The organism is Nostoc sp. UHCC 0302 (genome assembly GCF_038096175.1).
Classification (GTDB): Bacteria; Cyanobacteriota; Cyanobacteriia; order Cyanobacteriales; family Nostocaceae; genus UHCC-0302.
Window position 1 is genome coordinate 3,715,897 of the sequence record NZ_CP151099.1, and the last position, 19,193, is coordinate 3,735,089.

Genomic DNA, 19,193 nt, shown 5'->3' on the forward strand with positions numbered 1-19,193 from the left:
ATTGAGAATAAATGTATTTTTATTGACATTTATCTAGTAAATAATACATCTATTTAAAACATCGTTAAATGTTATATCCTTAGTTCAAAAAGTTTTGAAGTAGATTGTCAAATGTTTCATAGTCAGGAACTTTTTTTGTGTTTTTTGTAAAGATGTATAAATAACTTCTAAATTCATGAATACTTAACAGTATTCTGCTATCTATCTAAGGAACAATAAGGTAGAGTATAGGTCTTACATCTCTACACATTACTTAAATTCTCCATGTTCCGACAAACTGCTTTTGGCATCGCTTTAAGTACGCTTGTCCTTGCTAGTGGGTTAGCTACCACTCCTGTACCAGGTCATACTTCTACGAACGAATCTACTGATACTCAGCCATCGTCGATAGTTTCAAATCAAGTTGCAATATCAACTACTACTTTTAAAACTACTGCTCTAGAAAAATCAGTTTTTGAGCAAATTAATCGATATCGTGTTGCTAAAGGGCTGCGAAAATTAACTTTAAATACAAATATCACTCGACAGGCAAGGATTCATAGTCAAAACATGGCTAAGGGGAAAGTTCCATTTAGCCATCAGGGATTTGAAAAACGAGTCAAGTCTATCCCTCTTATTTACAACAGTGCGGCGGAAAATGTAGCTTTTAACCAGGGATACAGCGACCCGGCTGCTGAAGCTTTTATTGGTTGGCTCAACAGTCCTGGACATTTGAAGAATATTAAAGGGAATTACAACCTTACTGGGATTGGTGTTGCAGCTAATAACAAAGGTGAGGTCTACCTGACGCAAATTTTTGTTCACACCAGATAGATTTAATTGCCGATTTTTGTAGACAATTAATAGAGTCAGGAAAGCAAAGGATCAGAGGGCTGGGGAGCAGGGGGGACAAGTGAAAATAATTAATGACTCTTGTCTTTGGTCTCCTGACTCCTTTTTTAAGACACTGCATTTACTATTAAAAACTCATGACATTAGAAGATTTTCAGGTAAGCGATCGCGACCTTAGTGAGGCAGCGCTTGGACAGTATTTAGAATCTGAGGCGATCGCAGTCGATACAGAAACAATGGGATTGTTGCCGCAACGCGATCGCTTGTGTCTCGTCCAACTGTGTAACCCAGAGGGCAAAGTGAGTGCAATCCGCATAGCCAAAGGACAAGCTGACGCCCCTAACTTAAAAAAACTTTTAGAAGCGGCAAACGTCCTGAAAGTGTTTCACTTTGCTCGTTTTGACGTTGCCACCCTGCGGCATAATCTGGGAATTCAGGTTCAACCTGTTTTTTGCACCAAGATTGGTAGTAAATTAGCCCGTACCTACACCAATCGCCACGGACTCAAAGATGTAGTGCAAGAGTTAGAACAAGTAGAACTAGATAAAAGCGCTCAAAGTTCTGATTGGGGCAATGCTGTTAATTTATCTGAAGCTCAACTCAGTTACGCCGCTAATGATGTGCGCTACTTACTCAGTGTGCAGCAGAAGCTAGTAGAAATGCTCAAACGCGAAGAACGTTGGGAACTTGCTCAAGAATGCTTTAAAGTTTTGCCAACAATAGTTTCCTTAGATTTGTTGCAGTTCAAGGATTTGTTCGAACATTAGTTAGATAGATGCCTATAAAAATTAGGCATAGGGCATTTATCATTTTTTCCCCCTGCTCCCTGCTCCCCTACTCCCTGCTCCCCAATCAGCGAAAATCACGGTTGTGTTAGATACGTAAACTAATATAAATTTTTATATATTGCCCCATTGGCGTATATGCATAATCCTTCTCAAAGCGGGTGAATTATCTCCACTCAAAAAGTCTAGTACTTAAAAAGAGAAGCTTGAGCGCAACTTACTGCGGTGCAAAATAGCATCTACATGACTATAGAGCAGGAGACTACCATTTAATGAGTAAACCAATCGTTTCAACCAATCAGCTCAGTAAAAAGTTCATCCACTGGTTGCTCGAAGAAGAAGCACAAAAGCAAGAAGGCCCGTACCGCAAGGAACAAATACATCGCCAGCATTCTTGGTGGCAGGTTATGTGCCTGACTGGTGTAGATTATTTCTCCACCCTTGGCTATCAACCTGGTATTGCAGCACTTGCAGCAGGCGCTCTTTCTCCTCTGGCTACCCTGATTCTAGTTCTGCTAACACTGTTTGGGGCATTGCCGATTTATCGGCGTATTGCTGGCAAAAGTCCGCATGGCGAAGGGTCTATTGCCATGCTTGAGCATTTGCTTCCTTGGTGGCAAGGCAAACTACTCGTGCTTTGTCTACTAGGCTTTGTGGCAACTGACTTTATTATCACCATTACCCTTTCAGCGGCTGATGCCACAGCGCATATCGTTGAAAATCCGATCGCCCCAAGTGAGCTTCACAATCAGGTGATCGCCATAACTCTCATATTAATTGCTTTACTGGGTGCTGTTTTCCTAAGAGGTTTCCGAGAAGCTATTGGTATTGCAGTCTTTTTGGTTGGAGTTTATCTGCTGCTAAACTTCATTGTCATTGGCGTTGGTTTGTATAAAATTATCATTCACCCAGGAGCGATCGCCGACTGGCAGACTGCACTTTTCGCACGCAATTCTAACCCTTTGGTAATAATCGGCACAGCTACTCTGTTATTTCCAAAACTAGCATTGGGATTATCAGGCTTTGAGACTGGCGTCACCGTTATGCCTCTTGTCAAAGGAAGCAGCGACGACACCCCTGAATATCCCAGAGGACGTATTCGGAATACACGTAAACTGCTGACTGCTGCTGCCGTAATTATGAGCTTCTTTTTGCTAACCAGCAGTTTTATTACTACACTACTAATTCCGACAGTAGAATTTGCAGCTGGGGGCAAAGCCAATGGACGCGCCTTAGCTTATCTAGCACATTCATATTTAGGTAATGGCTTTGGCACAGTTTACGATCTCAGCACTATTAGTATTCTCTGGTTTGCAGGTGCATCTGCAATGGCAGGACTGCTCAATATTGTGCCTCGTTACTTGCCACGCTATGGTATGGCTCCGACTTGGGCTAGAGTAGCGCGACCTCTAGTGTTAGTCTATACAGCTATTGCCTTTATTGTCACAATTATCTTTCGGGCAAATGTCGAAGCCCAAGGTGGGGCTTACGCAACTGGTGTACTTGTGTTGATGAGTTCAGCCGCTTTTGCTGTGACCCTATCAGTCCACCGCCAGAGAGCCAAACGAGGAACACTCGTTTTTGGACTCATTACTTTAGTGTTTATATATACCACTATTGTAAATATTATTGAAAGACCTGAAGGTATTAGGATTGCCAGTTTCTTTATCAGTGCGATCATTGTCACTTCACTAGTTTCTCGCGTTTGGCGTTCGACTGAACTACGGGTAGAACGGATCGAAATTGACGAAAATGCCCGCCAATTCCTTGCTCAAGAAAGTCAGCATACAATACGACTGATTGCTAATCGATTGAATACAGGCGATGAGCAAGAGTATTTGTTAAAGGAAAAAGAGGTGCGCGAAGACAATCATATTCCGCCTACCGATCCAATCCTTTTTCTAGAAATTAAGGTGTCAGATGCTTCGGAATTTGCGGATGTCATCAGAGTAAAAGGGGTGCAAGTTGGTAATTACCGCATCCTACGTGCTGAAAGTGCAGCAGTACCTAACGCGATCGCAGCTTTACTGCTCTATATTCGTGACCAAACGGGTAAGATTCCCCATGCTTACTTTGGCTGGGTTGAGGGAAATCCAATACAATACTTACTGCGTTTTATCTTGTTTGGTGAAGGTGATATTGCCGTAGTTACCCGTGAAGTACTCCGCAAGGCAGAGAAAGACCCCGAATGCCGTCCTGCTGTTCATGTTGGAGGTTAAACAATTTGGTTGTTAAGCAGGAATCGGTGTTGAGAACCACAAAAATGCGATCGCTTCTCAACTAACTTAAATACTGTGATGCTTCAACACCTTCTCTTGGCTCTATGCGTCGCCGATTGACCTATATTTTAATTTTGCTGCTTTCACTGAGCATGATTACACTCTGGTGGCCTGTAAATGATTCTCAATGTGATTCCGCAGCTTTTTTAGCATCAAAAACGCAAAAATTTCAAGTACAGGCGACCAAAGTTTTAGTTAAGCCGTGGCGCGGTAAACACCATGCCTATGGAATCTTTATGGTTCCCGACAAATACAAGCAAGCTCCATTCTTTGTATTAACAGTCAAAGGTGCTGGTAGCGATTGTTCAAAACCATTTGGTTACAGCCAAAACGTTGACGATATTTTTGCTCAACCAGGAACCCATCTAGTGAAGGATTTCATCAGAACTCGAACTGCGTTACGGCTGATTCTTGAAGGTTTGTACTTCCAAATCAATGATCAACACAATTGGACGCTGACCTTTCCTCAACAGCAGGCTAACCAAAATAATTCGTAATTCGTAATATTCGCCATTCACCTTAGCCTTGTAGAGGAGGCGAGAAGCAATCTACGTAATTCGTGATTAATACCAATTATTTAAATGAAAACAACACATCATTTGTAGTAGCGTTTAAGCGCAATTACAAGCCTGATTTAATCTGTCGTCATGTTTTAGATAAACGGTATAATCCATTAACTAATCTGGCTGTTTTTAGGAAAAAAAATATTTTTTCTGTAATTAATTAAATGAATTAATTACGAATTACTCATTATTTGGTTGCGTTTCCAAGACATTACTGCTTTCAAGCAAATTAGTAGTAGCATTTACAATAATTTGTGCTGCTCCGGTGAAGAACGATCGCTCGATAGTCGCTGGGATATCACTGGGTTGATGGTAGTGAGGAGTACGTAAATTAGCAGTATCCGTAACCAAAACAGCACCCACCCCTTGATACCAAAATGGTGCATGGTCACTACGTAGTGTATCAGGAGCCAGCAAACCTTTGAGAGGAATCGGTAGTGTCAAGACTGCTGGCAGATTTAATTCTCTCTTATTCAACGCAGTTGAGGGATTCGTCTGTGAGTTTTGAAAAGCACTAAGCAAAGGTAAATGCTCTGTATCACCAACTACTGCTAAAAAGTCGCCTTTGTCGCTAGGTGGGGTAACAGGCAGAGCCACAGGATACTGCTGACAGCCAGTAGTGTAGCAAGCGTAACCAACCATATCCATAACAATTACCCCGCGCAGGTTTTGTAAACGTGCTGTCTTAGCCACAAAAGCTTTACTACCCAAAAGTCCTGCTTCCTCTTGGTCAAAAAAAGCTAGCTGCAAAGTCCGTGGCGTTGGATATGAAGCGAGAAGTCGAGCCACTTCCAACACCACAGACACACCACTAGCGTTATCATCAGCACCAGGAGAAAAAGCAACGGTGTCATAGTGGGCAGCTACTAGAATTGCGCCTGCTGCTTTGTCAGTTCCTAAGCGTTCGGCAAAAATATTTACACCCTCAGCAAACCTTTCCAGATGAGGTTTCCAGCCTAATTTTTGCAGTTCAGTTGTGATATAAGTGCGAGTACGCGATCGCTCTATTGTCGTATAACGCTGAAAATCCAACTTTTGAATGTGAGCTAACAACTTATCAGCAGAAACTTGCAAAGCAATATTCACGGACTGCGACTCTGGCTTTGGTTGAAGTGTTTCCACTGGAATGCGCTCAACAATTGCTGGCGAAGGACGCTGTTGAAACAACCCATTGAGTGCAGTACCCCGACTACCTACTACAATTACTGTCACCAACACCAATAGCACCAGCCAAATCCATTTGCTCATGCGAATTGATTCCTACTTTCCAGATTTTAGGGTAACGCGATCGCCTAATGCACCGTTAGTAGCCCAGCATCCCTAACTTTGACAACTCGTCTTTTGACATAGGTCAAAACTTCACTTACAGTTCCGCACTAGAAGAGTGCTGAGCGGGGGAACGGGAGACTGGGAGAGATGAGGAAGAATAACTAACTATTCCCCCTGCCCCCCTGCTCCCTGCTCCCTGCCCCCTGCCCCCTGCCCCCTTAACTCTTATGCTAGATTTGTTGCTGATCATGACTCTAGGCTTCCTGGGCAGTTTTGGACATTGCTTTGGAATGTGTGGCCCCCTGACAGTGGCATTTTCCCTCTCGCATCAGCAGGGAACTCCACAGGCAGGTTCCTCAAAGCAAACAACGTCTTCAAAACAGTTTTCCACGTGGCAACAGCAATTAGAATTTCATATCCTATTAAACCTGGGGCGAATGTTGAGCTATGCTCTAGTCGGTGCTGGCATTGGGGCAATAGGTTCAGTCTTAGTAGAAGGTGGGCAACTAGCAGGTATCGGCAGTAATTTACGCCACTGGATAGCAATTGTGACTGGCGTGATGCTGATTTGGTTTGGGTTAGAACAAGTAGCGCCCAAGTTGCTACCTCGCATTCCTGTATTACACCCCTTATTGCAGGGCAGTTTACATAATCGCTTGAGTACAGGAATGGTCAAGCTTTCCTTAAAAACCAGATGGTGGACACCAGCACTTTTGGGCATGACTTGGGGTTTGATGCCTTGTGGTTTTTTGTATGCAGCCCAGCTGAAAGCTGCTGAAACTGGTAATTGGTGGATGGGTGCAGCAACCATGCTAGCTTTTGGTTTAGGAACCCTACCCACTATGCTCGGTGTAGGCGTCTCTACTTCCTTGGTAAGTAAAGACAGGCGTAGTCAGTTGTTTAGATTAGGCGGCTGGGTTACTCTCACTATTGGCGCAATCACCTTGCTGCGGACTGGTGACACAATGGTAGATTACACAGGACATGCCGCATTAATTTGCTTAATTTTAGCGCTGATTGCTCGTCCGATTAGCAGCTTGTGGGCGTCACCCCTGCGTTACCGTCGAGCTTTTGGAGTAGGGGCTTTTGTGTTGTCTGTGGTTCACACCGCCCACATGATAGAACACTCGCTGCAATGGAATCTTAATGCCTTTTTTTTCTTGCCACCAGACTTTCAGTGGGGCATTGCTGCGGGTGCTGTAGCATTGATATTAATGACCCCCGCTGCTTTTACAAGTTTGGAATCATTGCAGAAATCTTTGGGCAAGCGTTGGCGACAGATTCATCTATTGGGTGTGCCAGCTTTGCTCTTGAGCGCCATTCATGCTGTACTAATTGGTTCCCATTACCTGGGTTCCTTACAATCAAATTGGGGGAATAAATTGGCAACTGTGCTGTTGGGAATTGTCACCCTCAGTGTGTTGCTGGTGCGTTCACGCTTGTTTTGGTCAAAGTTAACCTTAGAAAAGTTTTATGTCCCCCCAACTAAGTCCCGGTAAACGATACTTGTTCCCTAACTCAACGAGGGAAAACTTAGCAATTCAAAAAAACAAGCAACCGATTAAGGGTATTCCCTTCCACAGGTTAGGAAAAATAAAGTATTTATTACTCCTCATTTCGGTAGTCATATCAATAATTCAGATTCACCCTGCCTCTGCCCATAATGTAAAAACATCAGCAGATGTTGGTGGTACGCTCCACATTGAACCAAATGATAATCCTCGCGCTGGCGAAACCTCCGAAGCTTGGTTTGCCCTCACCCGCAGAGGTGGAAAGGTAATTCCCCTCGCCCAGTGTAATTGTCGATTGGCTGTTTATGCCGAACCCTATGCGCCCGGAGAACCAGCACTGCTAGAACCATCCTTAAAACCTGTGGCAGTAGAACGCTATCAAGGCATCCCAGGTGCAGAACTTGTCTTCCCCAAACCAGGAATTTATCAGCTACAACTTAATGGCAAACCCGCCTCTGGAGCAAATTTTAAACCGTTTAAGTTCAAGTTTAAAGTTACCGTCGCATCTGGAAACTCTGAAAATACACAAAATGTACAAGATGTCAATACAAGTGTAGTAAAGAGTGAATCTAAACAGTCCCAAAGTTGGGCGATCGCTCTCCCAGTCCTGGCACTGATAGGCATTTTGTTCGTCGTGCTGCGAAGCATGAGAGGCGGGGAGTGAGGAGGTGGAGGTAGAGACGCGATTATACTCTTACGAGAAGCCGCTCTTCGAGCGTCTACGCGTCTGTGCAGGGAGTGAGAGATATATTTTGGAATGCAAGAATCAGTGTTTGCTACTCGTTCATCCACCTCAGAACTCCCTTAATGAGTCTTTGCTACCAGTGAACAAGTATAAAAACTCTACACCCCTGCTCCCTACTCCCCTGCCCCCTGCCCCCCCGGTTACTGAGCGCAGTCGAAGTATGCTCCCCTGCCCCCTGCTCTCCACACTGGTGCCACATTACTCAATAGGAAAATTCTAAATAATAGACGCAGTTGCAAAAAATTGCACTAAAATCACTACGACGGTAGTCTTTGGGTGTGAGGTTAGAGGTATTTTAAGTCAGGTAACGTCAAGATTACAGTTTGACAATAAAGTAAATCCACTTCCCGAAACCTCTGGGCTAATCTTTACAGATTTGCCATTTGCTGCATGCCGGGAAACCCCCTTGACTCCGATGGGTTCACCCTTCGGGTTCACCAGTCAACTGAGTCGGGGAAACCCTACCCTAGCGCTGGACTCACCGCAATGGCTCACCGCACCAGAAAATTCGAGAGTTAATCTATGTTTATATTGCTAAGCCGGATACTGCTGTGGCTGCTGATTGGGACTATCGTATACTCTCTGTTCCAGAGATTTTATCCTTCAGGAACTTTTGTAGGGCGATTAGTTTTAGTCATTCTGTTGGTAGTCGTAGCTCTGTCGTTTATTAACCCCAATGAACCAGCTGTGGCGTCATTGTGGAGATTGGTATCTTTTCCGCTCAAGCCTCTAGGAGCCGCTGTTTTACTGATGATTTTTGCAGCTCAGAGAATTAAAGGAGGAGGAATAGATAAACCAGGAGGATACTTAGTAGGTTGGGCATTAACAATTTTGCTTTTGGCAAGTACACCAGCCGTCGCCTACTTTCTCTATCGAGCGCCTCTAGTAGCAGCTATAGGTGAGACTTATGTAGCAAGTGCTGTACCAACATCTGGGACACTGGTGGCACTGGGGCAACAAACCACTGCAACAGGCATCTCAGATATGGTAGGGGATAACATCCTTGCTTATAATTTGAGAGTGCCTCCCTACCTCTTGCAAGGAAATCCTCAAGATATTCGGACACGCGGCTTAAGGATTGAAGACTTTGTACCCAGTGCTGAAACGCTACAATTTACAACAAGAACTTGGGAAAGTTATCTTACCGAGATTTATAGATTTTTGCGTGTTCAGCGGTAATAAAGTTAGGAGACAGGAGACAGGACAAGTCCGAGTGGAGCGCAAAGTCGAGCCGCTGCGTTACTGTCGCCCTGCGTTGGAAAGCAAGTGGCGTTGAGCGGAGAAAGCCTCCGCTTAGAACTTTGTAACAGAGGCTTTCTCCGTTCTCTGTTCGCGTAAGCGTCTCTGACAGGAGAAGGAGAAAGAGTTGCCCCAGGCATCGGAACTTCAAAGAGACAGGAATCAGAAGTCGATAATTGTTTCTTCCACTCCCCCACTCTCACGCTCCGCCTCCCCCCTATTTCTTAACAGTGAATTAAACGCAATCAAGAACCGCTATAAAATACAGGCTTAATGAGCAGTTAATCTAGGAAGGTAAAGTTGCAAAATTGCTTTAATGGCAAAATCTCGACGACTGGCTAAACTTGTTGCTTACTTGCGTCCCCATTGGCGGGAAGCTACTTTAGGTATTATTGCTTTATTGTCTGTCAATGGGCTGGGCGTTTATATACCCTTGTTAATTCGTTCAGCAGTTGACCAACTCTCAGCAACCTTCAAATGGAATCAGATACTACATTACGTAGTGCCGATTGTTTTGCTGAGTTCAGCGATGTGGTTAATGCGTATGGCATCGCGCATTTGGCTATTTGGGGTGGGGCGTCAGGTTGAATTTGACCTGAAACAACGGATTTTTGAACATTTACTGAAACTGGAGCCGTCTTATTTTGCCCGCAACACCGCAGGCGATTTGATTAGTAGGGCTACCAGTGATGTGGACAATATCAGGCGATTGTTAGGTTTTGCAGTATTGAGTTTGGCGAATACTGTATTTGCCTATACCCTAACACTGCCAGTGATGTTGGCGATTAGTGTGGATTTGACATTAGCATCTCTGGCGGTGTACCCTTTTATGTTCTTGTTGGTATATCTATTTAGCAATCGCTTACGTAAGCAACAAGCAGCAGTGCAAGAGAAACTCTCTGATATCAGTGAACTTATTCAAGAAGATATTAGCGGTATTGCTCTAATTAAAATCTACGCCCAAGAAGAAAATGAGCGTCGAGCCTTCGCTAAGAAAAATCAGCAGCTTTTAGCGGCTAACTTGGAATTAGCAAAAAGCAGAAATACATTGTTTCCCTTAATTAGTGGGCTAGCCAATGTCAGTTCGCTGGTGATCATCTGGTTAGGGACGATGCGGATGTCTGCTGGAACACTTGCTGTTGGCGACTTTCTGGCATTATTAATTTATGTAGAGCGTCTAGTTTTCCCCACTGCGCTGTTAGGATTCACAATTACTGCCTACCAACGGGGCGAAGTTAGTATTGATCGGCTTGAGTCTATTCTCAGCGTCACACCAAAAATTCAAGATGTAACCGATGTCGTACATCTACCTCTAGCTGAAGCCAAAGGAGAACTCACAGCTAAAAATTTCAGTTATACCTATCCTGACTCCAAGACTCCAGCTTTAGAAAATCTCAACTTTACAATTGCTCCTGGGGAAACAGTGGCAATTGTTGGGGCAATTGGTTCTGGAAAATCAACCTTAGCGAATGCTTTGCCACGCTTGTTAGATATTGAGGCGGGGCAGTTGTTTTTAGATGATGTGGATATTACGAAGATAGCGCTGGCAGATTTACGAAGTGCGATCGCCTACGTTCCCCAAGATAGCTTTCTATTCAGTACCACAATTAAAAATAATATCCGTTACAGCGACCCAGTGAGCGAACAAGAAAATGTAGAGTCCGTTGCCAAACTCGCTCAAATTGATACAGAAATTAGCAACTTTCCTCAACAATATGAAACCGTTGTTGGCGAACGTGGTATTACTCTTTCTGGTGGCCAACGTCAACGTACTGCTTTAGCTAGAGCAATGTTAGTGAATGCGCCAGTGCTAATTTTAGATGATGCCCTCTCCAGTGTCGATAATCAAACAGCTACACAAATCCTGAACAATCTATCTAAAGGTACGAAGCGTAAAACAGTTATTTTTATCACTCATCAACTATCTGCTGCCGCTGCTGCCGACCGGATTTTTGTTATAGATAAAGGCAAAATTGTCCAAATAGGTAATCACTTAGAACTTGTGCAAAAACAAGGATTATACAGAACTTTGTGGAGTCAACATCAAGTTGAAGAATTACTTCGTTGAAGTTCTGAATTCTAAGCATAATTGGGTTGCTGCTAGTATAAATTGTTGTCTAGACTAAATCTGCAAAATATTATCAGCAACTAATTAATGTTTGAATTTTTACATTTTTTTTGCAAATACTATGAGTTATTGCCAGAGGTGAGTGAAGAAATTATCTATACTGCTATACTCTGACTTTATAATTACTTTATAAATTACTATAGCTAACTCCTTGACTTATTAGCTTGATTAGGAGCTATATTGCTTTTCTTCTCTTAAGTGTGCAAAGCTGACTTTATAGATGTCTTCAGAAAAAAATATTAAGATTTTATAAAGATTACATAAGCTATTAAGTAGACGGTAAGTAAAAAAGTTAATCTTTCAAAAGCATCTTTTGCTACTTAAATTCCCATCGCTTGATTACGTTGTATTGGGAGGTGTACTGGGGATAGTAGATGATGAGAGCCTAAAAAGCAATTGAAAAGTTACGCTAATTTTGATACCTGGATACCCGCAATTACAGGTAACACAACGTCATATCTGCCAACAAATCTATCTTTACAACCTTTTAACTATGCCAAAATATCTGCTGCCTTCTTCAGCTTGGTTACGATTTTTAGTCGTCACTGTCTTGGCTTTAGGTTTATTCTTCCGCTTTGCTAACCTGGAGCGTAAATTTTACTGGTATGACGAGACTTTCACCTCACTAAGAATTTCCGGCTATACAGAAGATGAGGTAGCAAAGCAAGTATTTACAGGGCAAGAAATTAGTGTAAGTTCTTTGCAAAAATTTCAGAATCCTAATCCCGAAAAAGGATTGATAGATGCAATCAAAGGAATGGCAAAAGAAGATCCTCACATTCCACCACTTTACTTCATTCTGTTGCGATTATGGACAGATTTATTTGGTGGTTCCATAATTTCGACAAGAAGTTTCTCCGCAGTTATCAGCTTACTCGCATTACCTTGTATTTACTGGTTGTGTCAAGAACTATTTAAATCACCATTAGTCGGATGGATAGCAACCCTATTAATAGCGGTTTCACCTTTCCATCTTTTATACGCTCAGGAAGCACGGATGTATAGCTTGTGGACAGTAACTACCTTGTTATCAAGTGCTGCTCTTTTGCAAGCTATCCGGCTTAAGAAAAGAATCGGTTGGGTAATTTATACAATCACATTAACATTAGGGCTTTACACTTATCTTTTTACTCTTTTAACTGCTCTTGGACATGGAATATACGTATTTGTCATTGAGCGATTCAGATTAACCAAAACACTTCTCAGCTATCTGATAGCATCAATAGCTGGGCTAATACTTTTTTTACCCTGGATTTCGAATATTTTTTTAGGAACTTCTGAGATAGATAAGAGATTAGCTTGGGCAAACACAAAACCCGATTTATTATCTTTAATTAAAGCATGGCCTTTCCAGCCCAGTCGCCTTTTCTTCGACGTTGGCGTGGGTGGGCAATCGAGTGGTTTATCAATCTTATTAGCCAGCCCCATAGCTATAATCTTGCTTGCTCTTGTTGTTTATTCTATCTATTATTTATGTACAAAAGCTCCAAGAAATACTTGGGTATTTGTTCTAACATTAATCATAGTTTTACCACTATTTCTAATATTTAGAGATGTATTTAAAGGGGGAAAAATCTCAACTATAATGAGGTACTTAATTCCTGGCTATCTGGGTATGCAGATAGCTGTTGCATATTTTCTTTCTAGCAAAATTACCGATGTTTCTATTAGTAATATACGCCGACAGTTTTGGCAGTCAGTTACTACAGTTCTCTTACTATCTGGAATTATTTCATGTGTGTTGGTGACTCAAGCAGTTAGTTGGTGGCATACTGGCGAGGGAAACTATAAATTTTTCCAGGTAGCACAAATTATTAATCAGTCAGAGCAACCGCTCGTTATTAGCAGTGGCTCTATCCATACGGAAAAAAGTGTAGTAGGCTCGGTTTTGAGTCTCAGCCATTTGCTTGACTCAACAGTGAAGCTACAACTAACAGTTGAGCCAGAGGTTCCTAATGTAAGTAGTGACTCTAACAATATATTTCTCTACCAACCTCCTGCTTCACTGGTTCGTAACCTTGAACAGAAATATGAAATAAAGCCTGCTACTAACGAGAAGCTTGGTACAAAGAAGGACAAAATTTTTCTCTGGCGGCTTAGTTTGCCTAACAAAAAATAACCAGCATCCAAACAAAGAAGTGAGGCAGCTATGATAACTGATTCTAAAGTGAGCCGCATCAAGCAATTACCGCGTTAGTTTTTTGAGGATTTGGGTAATATAAATTACCCAAAAAACTAACACTGGGATACATGATGTTCAAAATTGAATTATTAGAATCTCCTGCCTCCAAGTTACAGCATCGCCATATTGGGGCGATCGCTGCTCTAATTGTAATTAGCCTGCTGAGTTCATTGGCTGGAACGCCAAAGCCTCATCTGATCTCTAACTGCTGGCAAGGCTTTATTTGGGGACTAGCAGATCCAGTTATTAGCTTGAATTGTTTGGCTGGCATCGTTACTATTGGTTTACTCTCGGCTGGTGTTGTGCGTAGTGCTTCAATAACTTTAGGGTTTGTTTTAGCAGCAGTTTTGGGTATAGCAATTCATCTATGCCACTTCAACTTCTCAGGTGTCGAGATAGCAATCGGCATTTCTACTATCGCCTCTGGGATTATGCTGGTGATTCCTAAGCAACTGAACTTTATGGTTCTTGCTTTGCTGAGTGTCACTGCTGGCTGGTTTCAGGGTTACGCTAATGCTGAATCCATTACTGGCGCAGAAATGATACCGCTAATTGCTTACATACTTGGCATGACGTTAACACAGTTTGCAGTCGCCATGAGTGCTAAAGAAATTGGTAGTGCGATGCTCATGGGAGAAACAAACGGAATTTTGCCCAAGATAAGACGATTTGCTGGTTTCGCTTTCTGTGCAATTGGCATTGTATTTTTGAGCAATTTAGTAATCTAGATATAGCGTTTCCAACTCCAGTGAGGTACAAAATAACCCCAGCCGCGCGACAGCGCGGCTGGGATTATTTCATGTGCCTAGCAATTGCTATAAAAATTTGTTGAGTTAGATTATGCAAAAACTCTAAGTGCTTGCATCTAGCGCTCAGAGTTTCCAAAACGGATTTTGCCAATAGCTAATAGGTAATTGTTTAAAATAATTATCCATTAGCTATTACTTATTTAAAAAGCTCCAATTCTTCCAAAGATTACGTAGAAGGTTTTAGCAATCAAAAACAGATCGTACAGTGGATGCCAACGTCTTTGATACTGTAGGTCTAAATCAACTATTTGTTCAAAATCTTTAACTTGTGAACGACCGTTGACTTGCCATTCACCAGTTAGACCTGGTTTAACATTTAAGCGTTCCCAGTGGCGCTGAGTATATTTCATCACTTCATCGCCAGTCGGTGGGCGGGTTCCTACTAAACTCATTTCGCCTACTAAGACATTCCAAAACTGAGGTAGTTCGTCTAAGCTTGTGCTTCGCAAAAAGCGCCCTACCTTTGTGACTCGAAAGTCATTTTTGTTCTTAAATATGAGTCCATCGGCTTCATTACTCACTAAAGATTTTAATTTTTCCGCATCATTAACCATTGACCGGAACTTACGAATCCGAAAGATGCGTCCGTGGAGTCCATACCGTTCCTGGGTGAAGAAAATCGAACCAGGACTATCGATTTTAATTGCGATCGCGATCGGCACAAACAAAACCGTTAGAATCAATAGTCCTACTAAACTCCCAGTAATGTCCAAACAGCGCTTAAATTTAGACTCTACCGAGGGATGAGGAGTAGACTGCGCTTCCCATGTTTGAGTAGTGGCACTATGAAAAATGCTTGTTAGTGGTGCTTGGTACATTGCTGAGCCAAATATTAAGCGACAAAAGACAAAAGTATAATTACCTAGCTTTAATTCGACTATAAACTTAAGACGCTCAAAAGCATTTTATCTTTATCCTATATTTACTTAATCTTCATCAAGATTATTGGGATCATGAGTTTGTATAAATTTACGATAAACTTAATTGCGTATATCTCAGGAGGGATGACTAGTTATTTTTAATATGCATTACGAGACTAAGTACTATAATTTATCACCTATCAAGCATATAGAAATCCGATTTGATTCCTCACTCGTAGAGACAGAGAACACTTCTCTACGAGAGGCTGCGCTTAGGGCGCAGCCATGCTGCAGGCTTTACGACAAGCGGTAGTTGAATCTCGACTTCGCTCGATTTCCGCGCACTTGTGCTGAGCTTGTCCTGAGTGTAGCCGTACTCCTCCGGGGAAGCAAGCTGTAGCATCCCGCTCTTAAGGGCGTAGCCGAAGTAGTCGAAACTCAGTGCATCGCAGGAAATGGGGAACAGGTAAAAAGGAATAAAAGTATACTGAGTTTTTTCACGCAATCAAATATGAGTCCTATATAAAGTGAGAAATTAAACTCATCATTTATCAGAAATATAAATACGAAAAAATCCTCGTACGATAGATTTTATTAGTAAAAAGATAAGATAATGTGTTTTAGATTATACGATTAAAAAATTTGAGTTTAGACAAATAAATTCTAAACCAATTCTAAGTGAGAGATATACAACAATACTTCTATAATTAGGCAAAAGACAGCAAAAACGAAATTTCAAGTAGTGCCATTTTGGCATTAGCTAGTAGGAATTATTAATTGTAGTAAATCATTCCAAATTTTATTAGTAATTTTGCTAGGTTAAACTCTCAAAATTAGGGTAGGAAAGAAATGATTACGGCAGGAACTGAAGTTAAAATCAGACGATTAGAATCTATTGTTGAGCAAATTGGGGAAGCAGTACTTTGCACAACTGAAACCATTGAACGTCTAGCAGAAAGATTAGAGACTCTCAGCCTGCAAGTCGAAGCGCAGGGAAAGCAAGTGCAGCAGCAGGGTTATCAAATTGTCGCGTTGTGTGATGTAGTACACACTCTTGCCGAGTCTCAGGATGATTCACTACAAAAATTGAACCACTTAACACAAGTTCTAGATCGGCTTCTGTCCTTGATTCAAGGACTAGATGAGTAAGTGTGAAGTAGAAAATACAGCAGAATTTAGAGGTTAAACCTTTAGCTGAGTTACTGCGATATTTCCGGAAAAACATACATCCACATCGCTACCAGAAGTACGATCGCGTTTACCATATTCCCCTACATAATAAAAATTATCACCATCAATGCGATAATTTATAGGCAAAGGTCTGGTGCAAGGTTGGCAAAATACCATTTCAGGATGGGGTTCTCCTGGTTGTAGATGTGGCAAATTCACATTCCAGAAACTCCCTGGTTCTAAGGTACGCTCAAGTAAGTCTGCTAGAACTTCAGATGTCAATTCGGCGGCCAAATCCCAATTAAAATTCTGCTTGGCTTTACGATAGTGAGAAATGGCAATTCCCGGTATACCATGCATTGCGGCTTCTCGCACGGCAGCAACAGTGCCAGAAATGTAAGCATCAACTCCTAAATTTCCCCCAGCGTTGATCCCTGATATCACATATTTGATATCTTTGCTAATTTGTGATATGGCAATCCTTATACAATCGGCAGGAGTCCCAGCGATCGCATACTCGGTTTCAGAACGTCGCTGGAGGCTAATCGGACGAGTAGTAGTAACTTGATGCCCACAACCAGACTGATGGTCTCTAGGAGCAGCGATAATAGCACTTTTGCCATTAACAGCTTTTACCAAAGCTTGGATACCAGGAGCTTCGATACCATCGTCGTTAGTTAGGATTATCGTCATATTTTTATATTTATGGAGTTTTTGCTTAGACAATCAAGCCAGGCATCTATAAATCATAGAAAAGCAAGCAAATGGAATTTTATAATTATGTCCAGCTAGTTACAATAACGCGATCGCCACTTCATAATACAAAACGGCGAGTCAAGTGATGTTGCTCTACACACACGCCACTACAGAAAAACATCTATCTGCTGGTACAACAGAAACTTCCGCCAAAATAAAGCTGTAAATGATGTGATTTTTACACTAGTTGTATAGTATTTTTGGTGCAAGTCTGTCTTAGGTTCATACGATGAAACAGCTCCTCAAGCAATTATTTAACAATAAAAAACACTTCATTCGGCTAATTCTACCCTTGGTGACCATGATTTTCGCAGTTTCACTGTTTGCGTCACCGGCTTTAGCCACAGGTGTATATCAAATTCCCAATCTCACAGAAAGCAACCATACTTGGGTCTTAGATCAAGGTGAAGTCATCAGCCGCATCAATGAAGGCAAAATTAGCACTGACTTGGAGAATTTGGCAAAGCAAACTGGAAATGAAGTCAGAATAGTCACCATTCGCAAACTTGACTACGGTGAAACACCAGAAAGTTTTACCAAAGAATTGTTTAAAAAATGGTTTCCTACAGAAGAAGCCAAAGCCAATCAAACTTTATTGATGATTGACACACTCACCAATGGAACTGCCATTATTACCGGGAGTAAAGTGAAATCTTTACTAACGGACTCTATTGCCGAGAGTGTTGCATCTGAAACATTAAGTACACCGTTACGCGACGGTAATAAATATAACCAGGCATTTCTTGATGCTAGCGATCGCTTAGTTGCTGTTCTCTCTGGTGAACCTGATCCCGGCCCACCCCAAATTGCTGATACTGTCCAAGTAGAAGGCACTTTTAAAAAAGCAGAAGAAACTGATCAAGGTAACGCCACTGCTTGGGTAATCGGACTTTTAATTGCCGCCACCATTATCCCGATGGCGACTTACTATATCTACCAGGTGAATCAACCATCATCTGATGGGTAATGGGAAGTTATGAGTTAATAGTTAGGAGTTATGAGTTTTGAATTTAATTTATCACTCCTAACTCCTGTACAGACGCGTAGACGCTCGAAGAGCGGCTTTTCGTAAGAGTATAATCGCGTCTTCTCCTTCTAACTTTAATCTTGAACATACTCTTGCCCTGTCACTAACGCCACCTCAGCTCGGACAAATTCCCGACCTAAATAGGCAGCATGGTCTAACTGAGTTACTGGACAGGGCTGAGTTTCTTCAAAAATTTTCACACAAAGTTCTTTCGCTGTCCTCCCACTAAAAACTGTCGTGTGAGTTCGTTCCACCTTTCCCCTTGCAGGAATTACCTTCCCTGTTTCTGGATCGACAGCTAAACCACGTTCGTCAATCACATTTGTAAAATGCTTGGCATAAATTAACTTTGCCTCTCGATCCAAGTAGATAATGAAATATCCCTTGGGATCAAGGTTAATATGACGCCCAGAAAGTTTATCATCAATTGCCGCTAAATCTTCAACCATCAAATCCATAAGCATTATAAAAAGCAAATTTTTTCTTCAGACTTTTTACACTCTATATCCAGTGTAATTCCTTATTGCTATCTACAATTCTAGAGGAGATTCAGTAAGAGCAGCGATGGTGCAGCATCTAGTGGAAACTATCCGCCGAGGCATTGAAGAGGGTAAGTTTTGACTTTTGGTGGAAGAGTTAGAAAATATGGCAAATGCTAAAGAATTCTTCCAAAAGGGACGCGAGTTTGATGTAAAAGGTCAGCATCAAGAAGCTATTGTTGAATACACACAAGCAATTGAGCTTGATCCTAATTACGTTGAGGCTTATTTTTATCGAGGTAATGCGTTGGCTTTAAAAGGACAACCACAAAAGGGGATTGAGGATTTGCAGAAAGCTGCTGCGATTTTAGAATCTAGAGGACAATCAGAATGGGCGGCAGCAATGCAGCAACCAGAAAAAATTATTCGGGAAGGTATAGAAGAGGGCGAATTTTGACGAATAGTAGCAGAAATTACGATTCGCTAGCAGTTAAATTCCATAATTTTGACAATTAGAAAAGTTAGCATCTGTTAAAAACAGTTTTGATTGCCGAACAAAT

Annotated in this window: 18 protein-coding genes; 13 read left to right on the plus strand and 5 right to left on the minus strand. The window is 41.9% G+C overall.

What is annotated here, in order from left to right:
- Window positions 1-264: 264 nt before the first annotated feature.
- The 4 genes from WKK05_RS16090 (at window position 265) to WKK05_RS16105 (ending at window position 4,392) form a co-directional block, all read left to right on the plus strand.
- The gene (locus WKK05_RS16090; RefSeq protein WP_341530613.1) at window positions 265-813 is read left to right on the plus strand and encodes a CAP domain-containing protein; all 549 of its coding nucleotides are present in this window, start codon (window positions 265-267) and stop codon (window positions 811-813) included.
- Between the two features lie 155 nt (window positions 814-968).
- Window positions 969-1,598, plus strand: coding sequence for a ribonuclease H-like domain-containing protein (locus WKK05_RS16095; protein ID WP_341530614.1), 630 nt, complete (start codon window positions 969-971; stop codon window positions 1,596-1,598).
- 290 nt (window positions 1,599-1,888) lie between these two features.
- Window positions 1,889-3,835, plus strand: a complete 1,947-nt coding sequence (locus tag WKK05_RS16100; protein ID WP_341530615.1) for an amino acid transporter — start codon at window positions 1,889-1,891, stop codon at window positions 3,833-3,835.
- Window positions 3,836-3,939: 104 nt separating this feature from the next.
- Window positions 3,940-4,392 carry a hypothetical protein gene (locus WKK05_RS16105; protein WP_341530616.1) on the plus strand — a complete coding sequence of 151 codons (453 nt, stop codon included), beginning with the start codon at window positions 3,940-3,942 and terminating at the stop codon, window positions 4,390-4,392.
- 246 nt (window positions 4,393-4,638) lie between these two features.
- Here WKK05_RS16105 and WKK05_RS16110 read toward each other — a convergent pair whose 3' ends face one another.
- Window positions 4,639-5,706, minus strand: coding sequence for a M28 family peptidase (locus WKK05_RS16110; RefSeq protein ID WP_341530617.1), 1,068 nt, complete (start codon window positions 5,704-5,706; stop codon window positions 4,639-4,641).
- Window positions 5,707-5,954: 248 nt separating this feature from the next.
- On the opposite strand from WKK05_RS16110, the gene WKK05_RS16115 reads away from it, so the two are divergent.
- The 6 genes from WKK05_RS16115 (at window position 5,955) to WKK05_RS16140 (ending at window position 14,260) form a co-directional block, all read left to right on the plus strand.
- Window positions 5,955-7,226 carry a sulfite exporter TauE/SafE family protein gene (locus WKK05_RS16115; protein WP_341530618.1) on the plus strand — a complete coding sequence of 424 codons (1,272 nt, stop codon included), beginning with the start codon at window positions 5,955-5,957 and terminating at the stop codon, window positions 7,224-7,226.
- Window positions 7,201-7,902, plus strand: a complete 702-nt coding sequence (locus WKK05_RS16120) for a hypothetical protein (protein WP_341530619.1) — start codon at window positions 7,201-7,203, stop codon at window positions 7,900-7,902. The genes WKK05_RS16115 and WKK05_RS16120 overlap by 26 nt, the downstream gene beginning before the upstream one ends.
- 603 nt (window positions 7,903-8,505) lie before the next feature.
- Complete coding sequence (locus tag WKK05_RS16125) at window positions 8,506-9,162, plus strand: hypothetical protein (protein ID WP_341530620.1); 657 nt, start codon at window positions 8,506-8,508, stop codon at window positions 9,160-9,162.
- Window positions 9,163-9,538: 376 nt separating this feature from the next.
- Window positions 9,539-11,290 (plus strand): ABC transporter ATP-binding protein, encoded by a 1,752-nt coding sequence (locus WKK05_RS16130; protein WP_341530621.1) that lies wholly within the window; start codon window positions 9,539-9,541, stop codon window positions 11,288-11,290.
- Window positions 11,291-11,843: 553 nt separating this feature from the next.
- The gene (locus WKK05_RS16135; protein WP_341530622.1) at window positions 11,844-13,469 is read left to right on the plus strand and encodes a glycosyltransferase family 39 protein; all 1,626 of its coding nucleotides are present in this window, start codon (window positions 11,844-11,846) and stop codon (window positions 13,467-13,469) included.
- Between the two features lie 131 nt (window positions 13,470-13,600).
- Entirely contained in the window at window positions 13,601-14,260 is a 660-nt protein-coding gene (locus WKK05_RS16140; RefSeq protein ID WP_341530623.1) for a HupE/UreJ family protein, read from the plus strand.
- A 221-nt stretch (window positions 14,261-14,481) separates the two neighbouring features.
- Here WKK05_RS16140 and WKK05_RS16145 read toward each other — a convergent pair whose 3' ends face one another.
- Together WKK05_RS16145 and WKK05_RS16150 are read right to left on the minus strand one after the other, a co-directional pair.
- A complete protein-coding gene (locus WKK05_RS16145; protein WP_341530624.1) occupies window positions 14,482-15,159 on the minus strand; it encodes a sugar transferase in 678 nt (225 codons plus the stop codon).
- A gap of 298 nt (window positions 15,160-15,457) precedes the next feature.
- Entirely contained in the window at window positions 15,458-15,706 is a 249-nt protein-coding gene (locus WKK05_RS16150; RefSeq protein WP_341530625.1) for a hypothetical protein, read from the minus strand.
- A 344-nt stretch (window positions 15,707-16,050) separates the two neighbouring features.
- On the opposite strand from WKK05_RS16150, the gene WKK05_RS16155 reads away from it, so the two are divergent.
- Window positions 16,051-16,350 (plus strand): hypothetical protein, encoded by a 300-nt coding sequence (locus tag WKK05_RS16155; protein WP_341530626.1) that lies wholly within the window; start codon window positions 16,051-16,053, stop codon window positions 16,348-16,350.
- A gap of 33 nt (window positions 16,351-16,383) precedes the next feature.
- On the opposite strand, the gene surE is transcribed toward WKK05_RS16155, so the two are convergent.
- Window positions 16,384-17,064 (minus strand): 5'/3'-nucleotidase SurE, encoded by a 681-nt coding sequence (gene surE, locus WKK05_RS16160; RefSeq protein ID WP_341530627.1) that lies wholly within the window; start codon window positions 17,062-17,064, stop codon window positions 16,384-16,386.
- Between the two features lie 292 nt (window positions 17,065-17,356).
- Between surE and WKK05_RS16165 the strand changes: the two genes are divergently transcribed.
- Window positions 17,357-18,094, plus strand: coding sequence for a TPM domain-containing protein (locus WKK05_RS16165; protein ID WP_341530628.1), 738 nt, complete (start codon window positions 17,357-17,359; stop codon window positions 18,092-18,094).
- Window positions 18,095-18,228: 134 nt separating this feature from the next.
- Here WKK05_RS16165 and WKK05_RS16170 read toward each other — a convergent pair whose 3' ends face one another.
- Entirely contained in the window at window positions 18,229-18,612 is a 384-nt protein-coding gene (locus WKK05_RS16170; RefSeq protein ID WP_341530629.1) for a DUF4346 domain-containing protein, read from the minus strand.
- Window positions 18,613-18,799: 187 nt separating this feature from the next.
- On the opposite strand from WKK05_RS16170, the gene WKK05_RS16175 reads away from it, so the two are divergent.
- Window positions 18,800-19,090 (plus strand): tetratricopeptide repeat protein, encoded by a 291-nt coding sequence (locus WKK05_RS16175; protein ID WP_341530630.1) that lies wholly within the window; start codon window positions 18,800-18,802, stop codon window positions 19,088-19,090.
- Window positions 19,091-19,193: the final 103 nt, after the last annotated feature.

Coding starts and splice junctions, on each gene's coding strand:
- WKK05_RS16090 (WP_341530613.1), top strand. CDS start 265: ATGTTCCGACAAACTGCTTTTGGCATCGCTTTAAGTACGCTTGTCCTT.
- WKK05_RS16095 (WP_341530614.1), top strand. CDS start 969: ATGACATTAGAAGATTTTCAGGTAAGCGATCGCGACCTTAGTGAGGCA.
- WKK05_RS16100 (WP_341530615.1), top strand. CDS start 1,889: ATGAGTAAACCAATCGTTTCAACCAATCAGCTCAGTAAAAAGTTCATC.
- WKK05_RS16105 (WP_341530616.1), top strand. CDS start 3,940: ATGCGTCGCCGATTGACCTATATTTTAATTTTGCTGCTTTCACTGAGC.
- WKK05_RS16110 (WP_341530617.1), bottom strand. CDS start 5,706: ATGAGCAAATGGATTTGGCTGGTGCTATTGGTGTTGGTGACAGTAATT.
- WKK05_RS16115 (WP_341530618.1), top strand. CDS start 5,955: ATGCTAGATTTGTTGCTGATCATGACTCTAGGCTTCCTGGGCAGTTTT.
- WKK05_RS16120 (WP_341530619.1), top strand. CDS start 7,201: ATGTCCCCCCAACTAAGTCCCGGTAAACGATACTTGTTCCCTAACTCA.
- WKK05_RS16125 (WP_341530620.1), top strand. CDS start 8,506: ATGTTTATATTGCTAAGCCGGATACTGCTGTGGCTGCTGATTGGGACT.
- WKK05_RS16130 (WP_341530621.1), top strand. CDS start 9,539: ATGGCAAAATCTCGACGACTGGCTAAACTTGTTGCTTACTTGCGTCCC.
- WKK05_RS16135 (WP_341530622.1), top strand. CDS start 11,844: ATGCCAAAATATCTGCTGCCTTCTTCAGCTTGGTTACGATTTTTAGTC.
- WKK05_RS16140 (WP_341530623.1), top strand. CDS start 13,601: ATGATGTTCAAAATTGAATTATTAGAATCTCCTGCCTCCAAGTTACAG.
- WKK05_RS16145 (WP_341530624.1), bottom strand. CDS start 15,159: ATGTACCAAGCACCACTAACAAGCATTTTTCATAGTGCCACTACTCAA.
- WKK05_RS16155 (WP_341530626.1), top strand. CDS start 16,051: ATGATTACGGCAGGAACTGAAGTTAAAATCAGACGATTAGAATCTATT.
- surE (WP_341530627.1), bottom strand. CDS start 17,064: ATGACGATAATCCTAACTAACGACGATGGTATCGAAGCTCCTGGTATC.
- WKK05_RS16165 (WP_341530628.1), top strand. CDS start 17,357: ATGAAACAGCTCCTCAAGCAATTATTTAACAATAAAAAACACTTCATT.
- WKK05_RS16170 (WP_341530629.1), bottom strand. CDS start 18,612: ATGGATTTGATGGTTGAAGATTTAGCGGCAATTGATGATAAACTTTCT.
- WKK05_RS16175 (WP_341530630.1), top strand. CDS start 18,800: ATGGCAAATGCTAAAGAATTCTTCCAAAAGGGACGCGAGTTTGATGTA.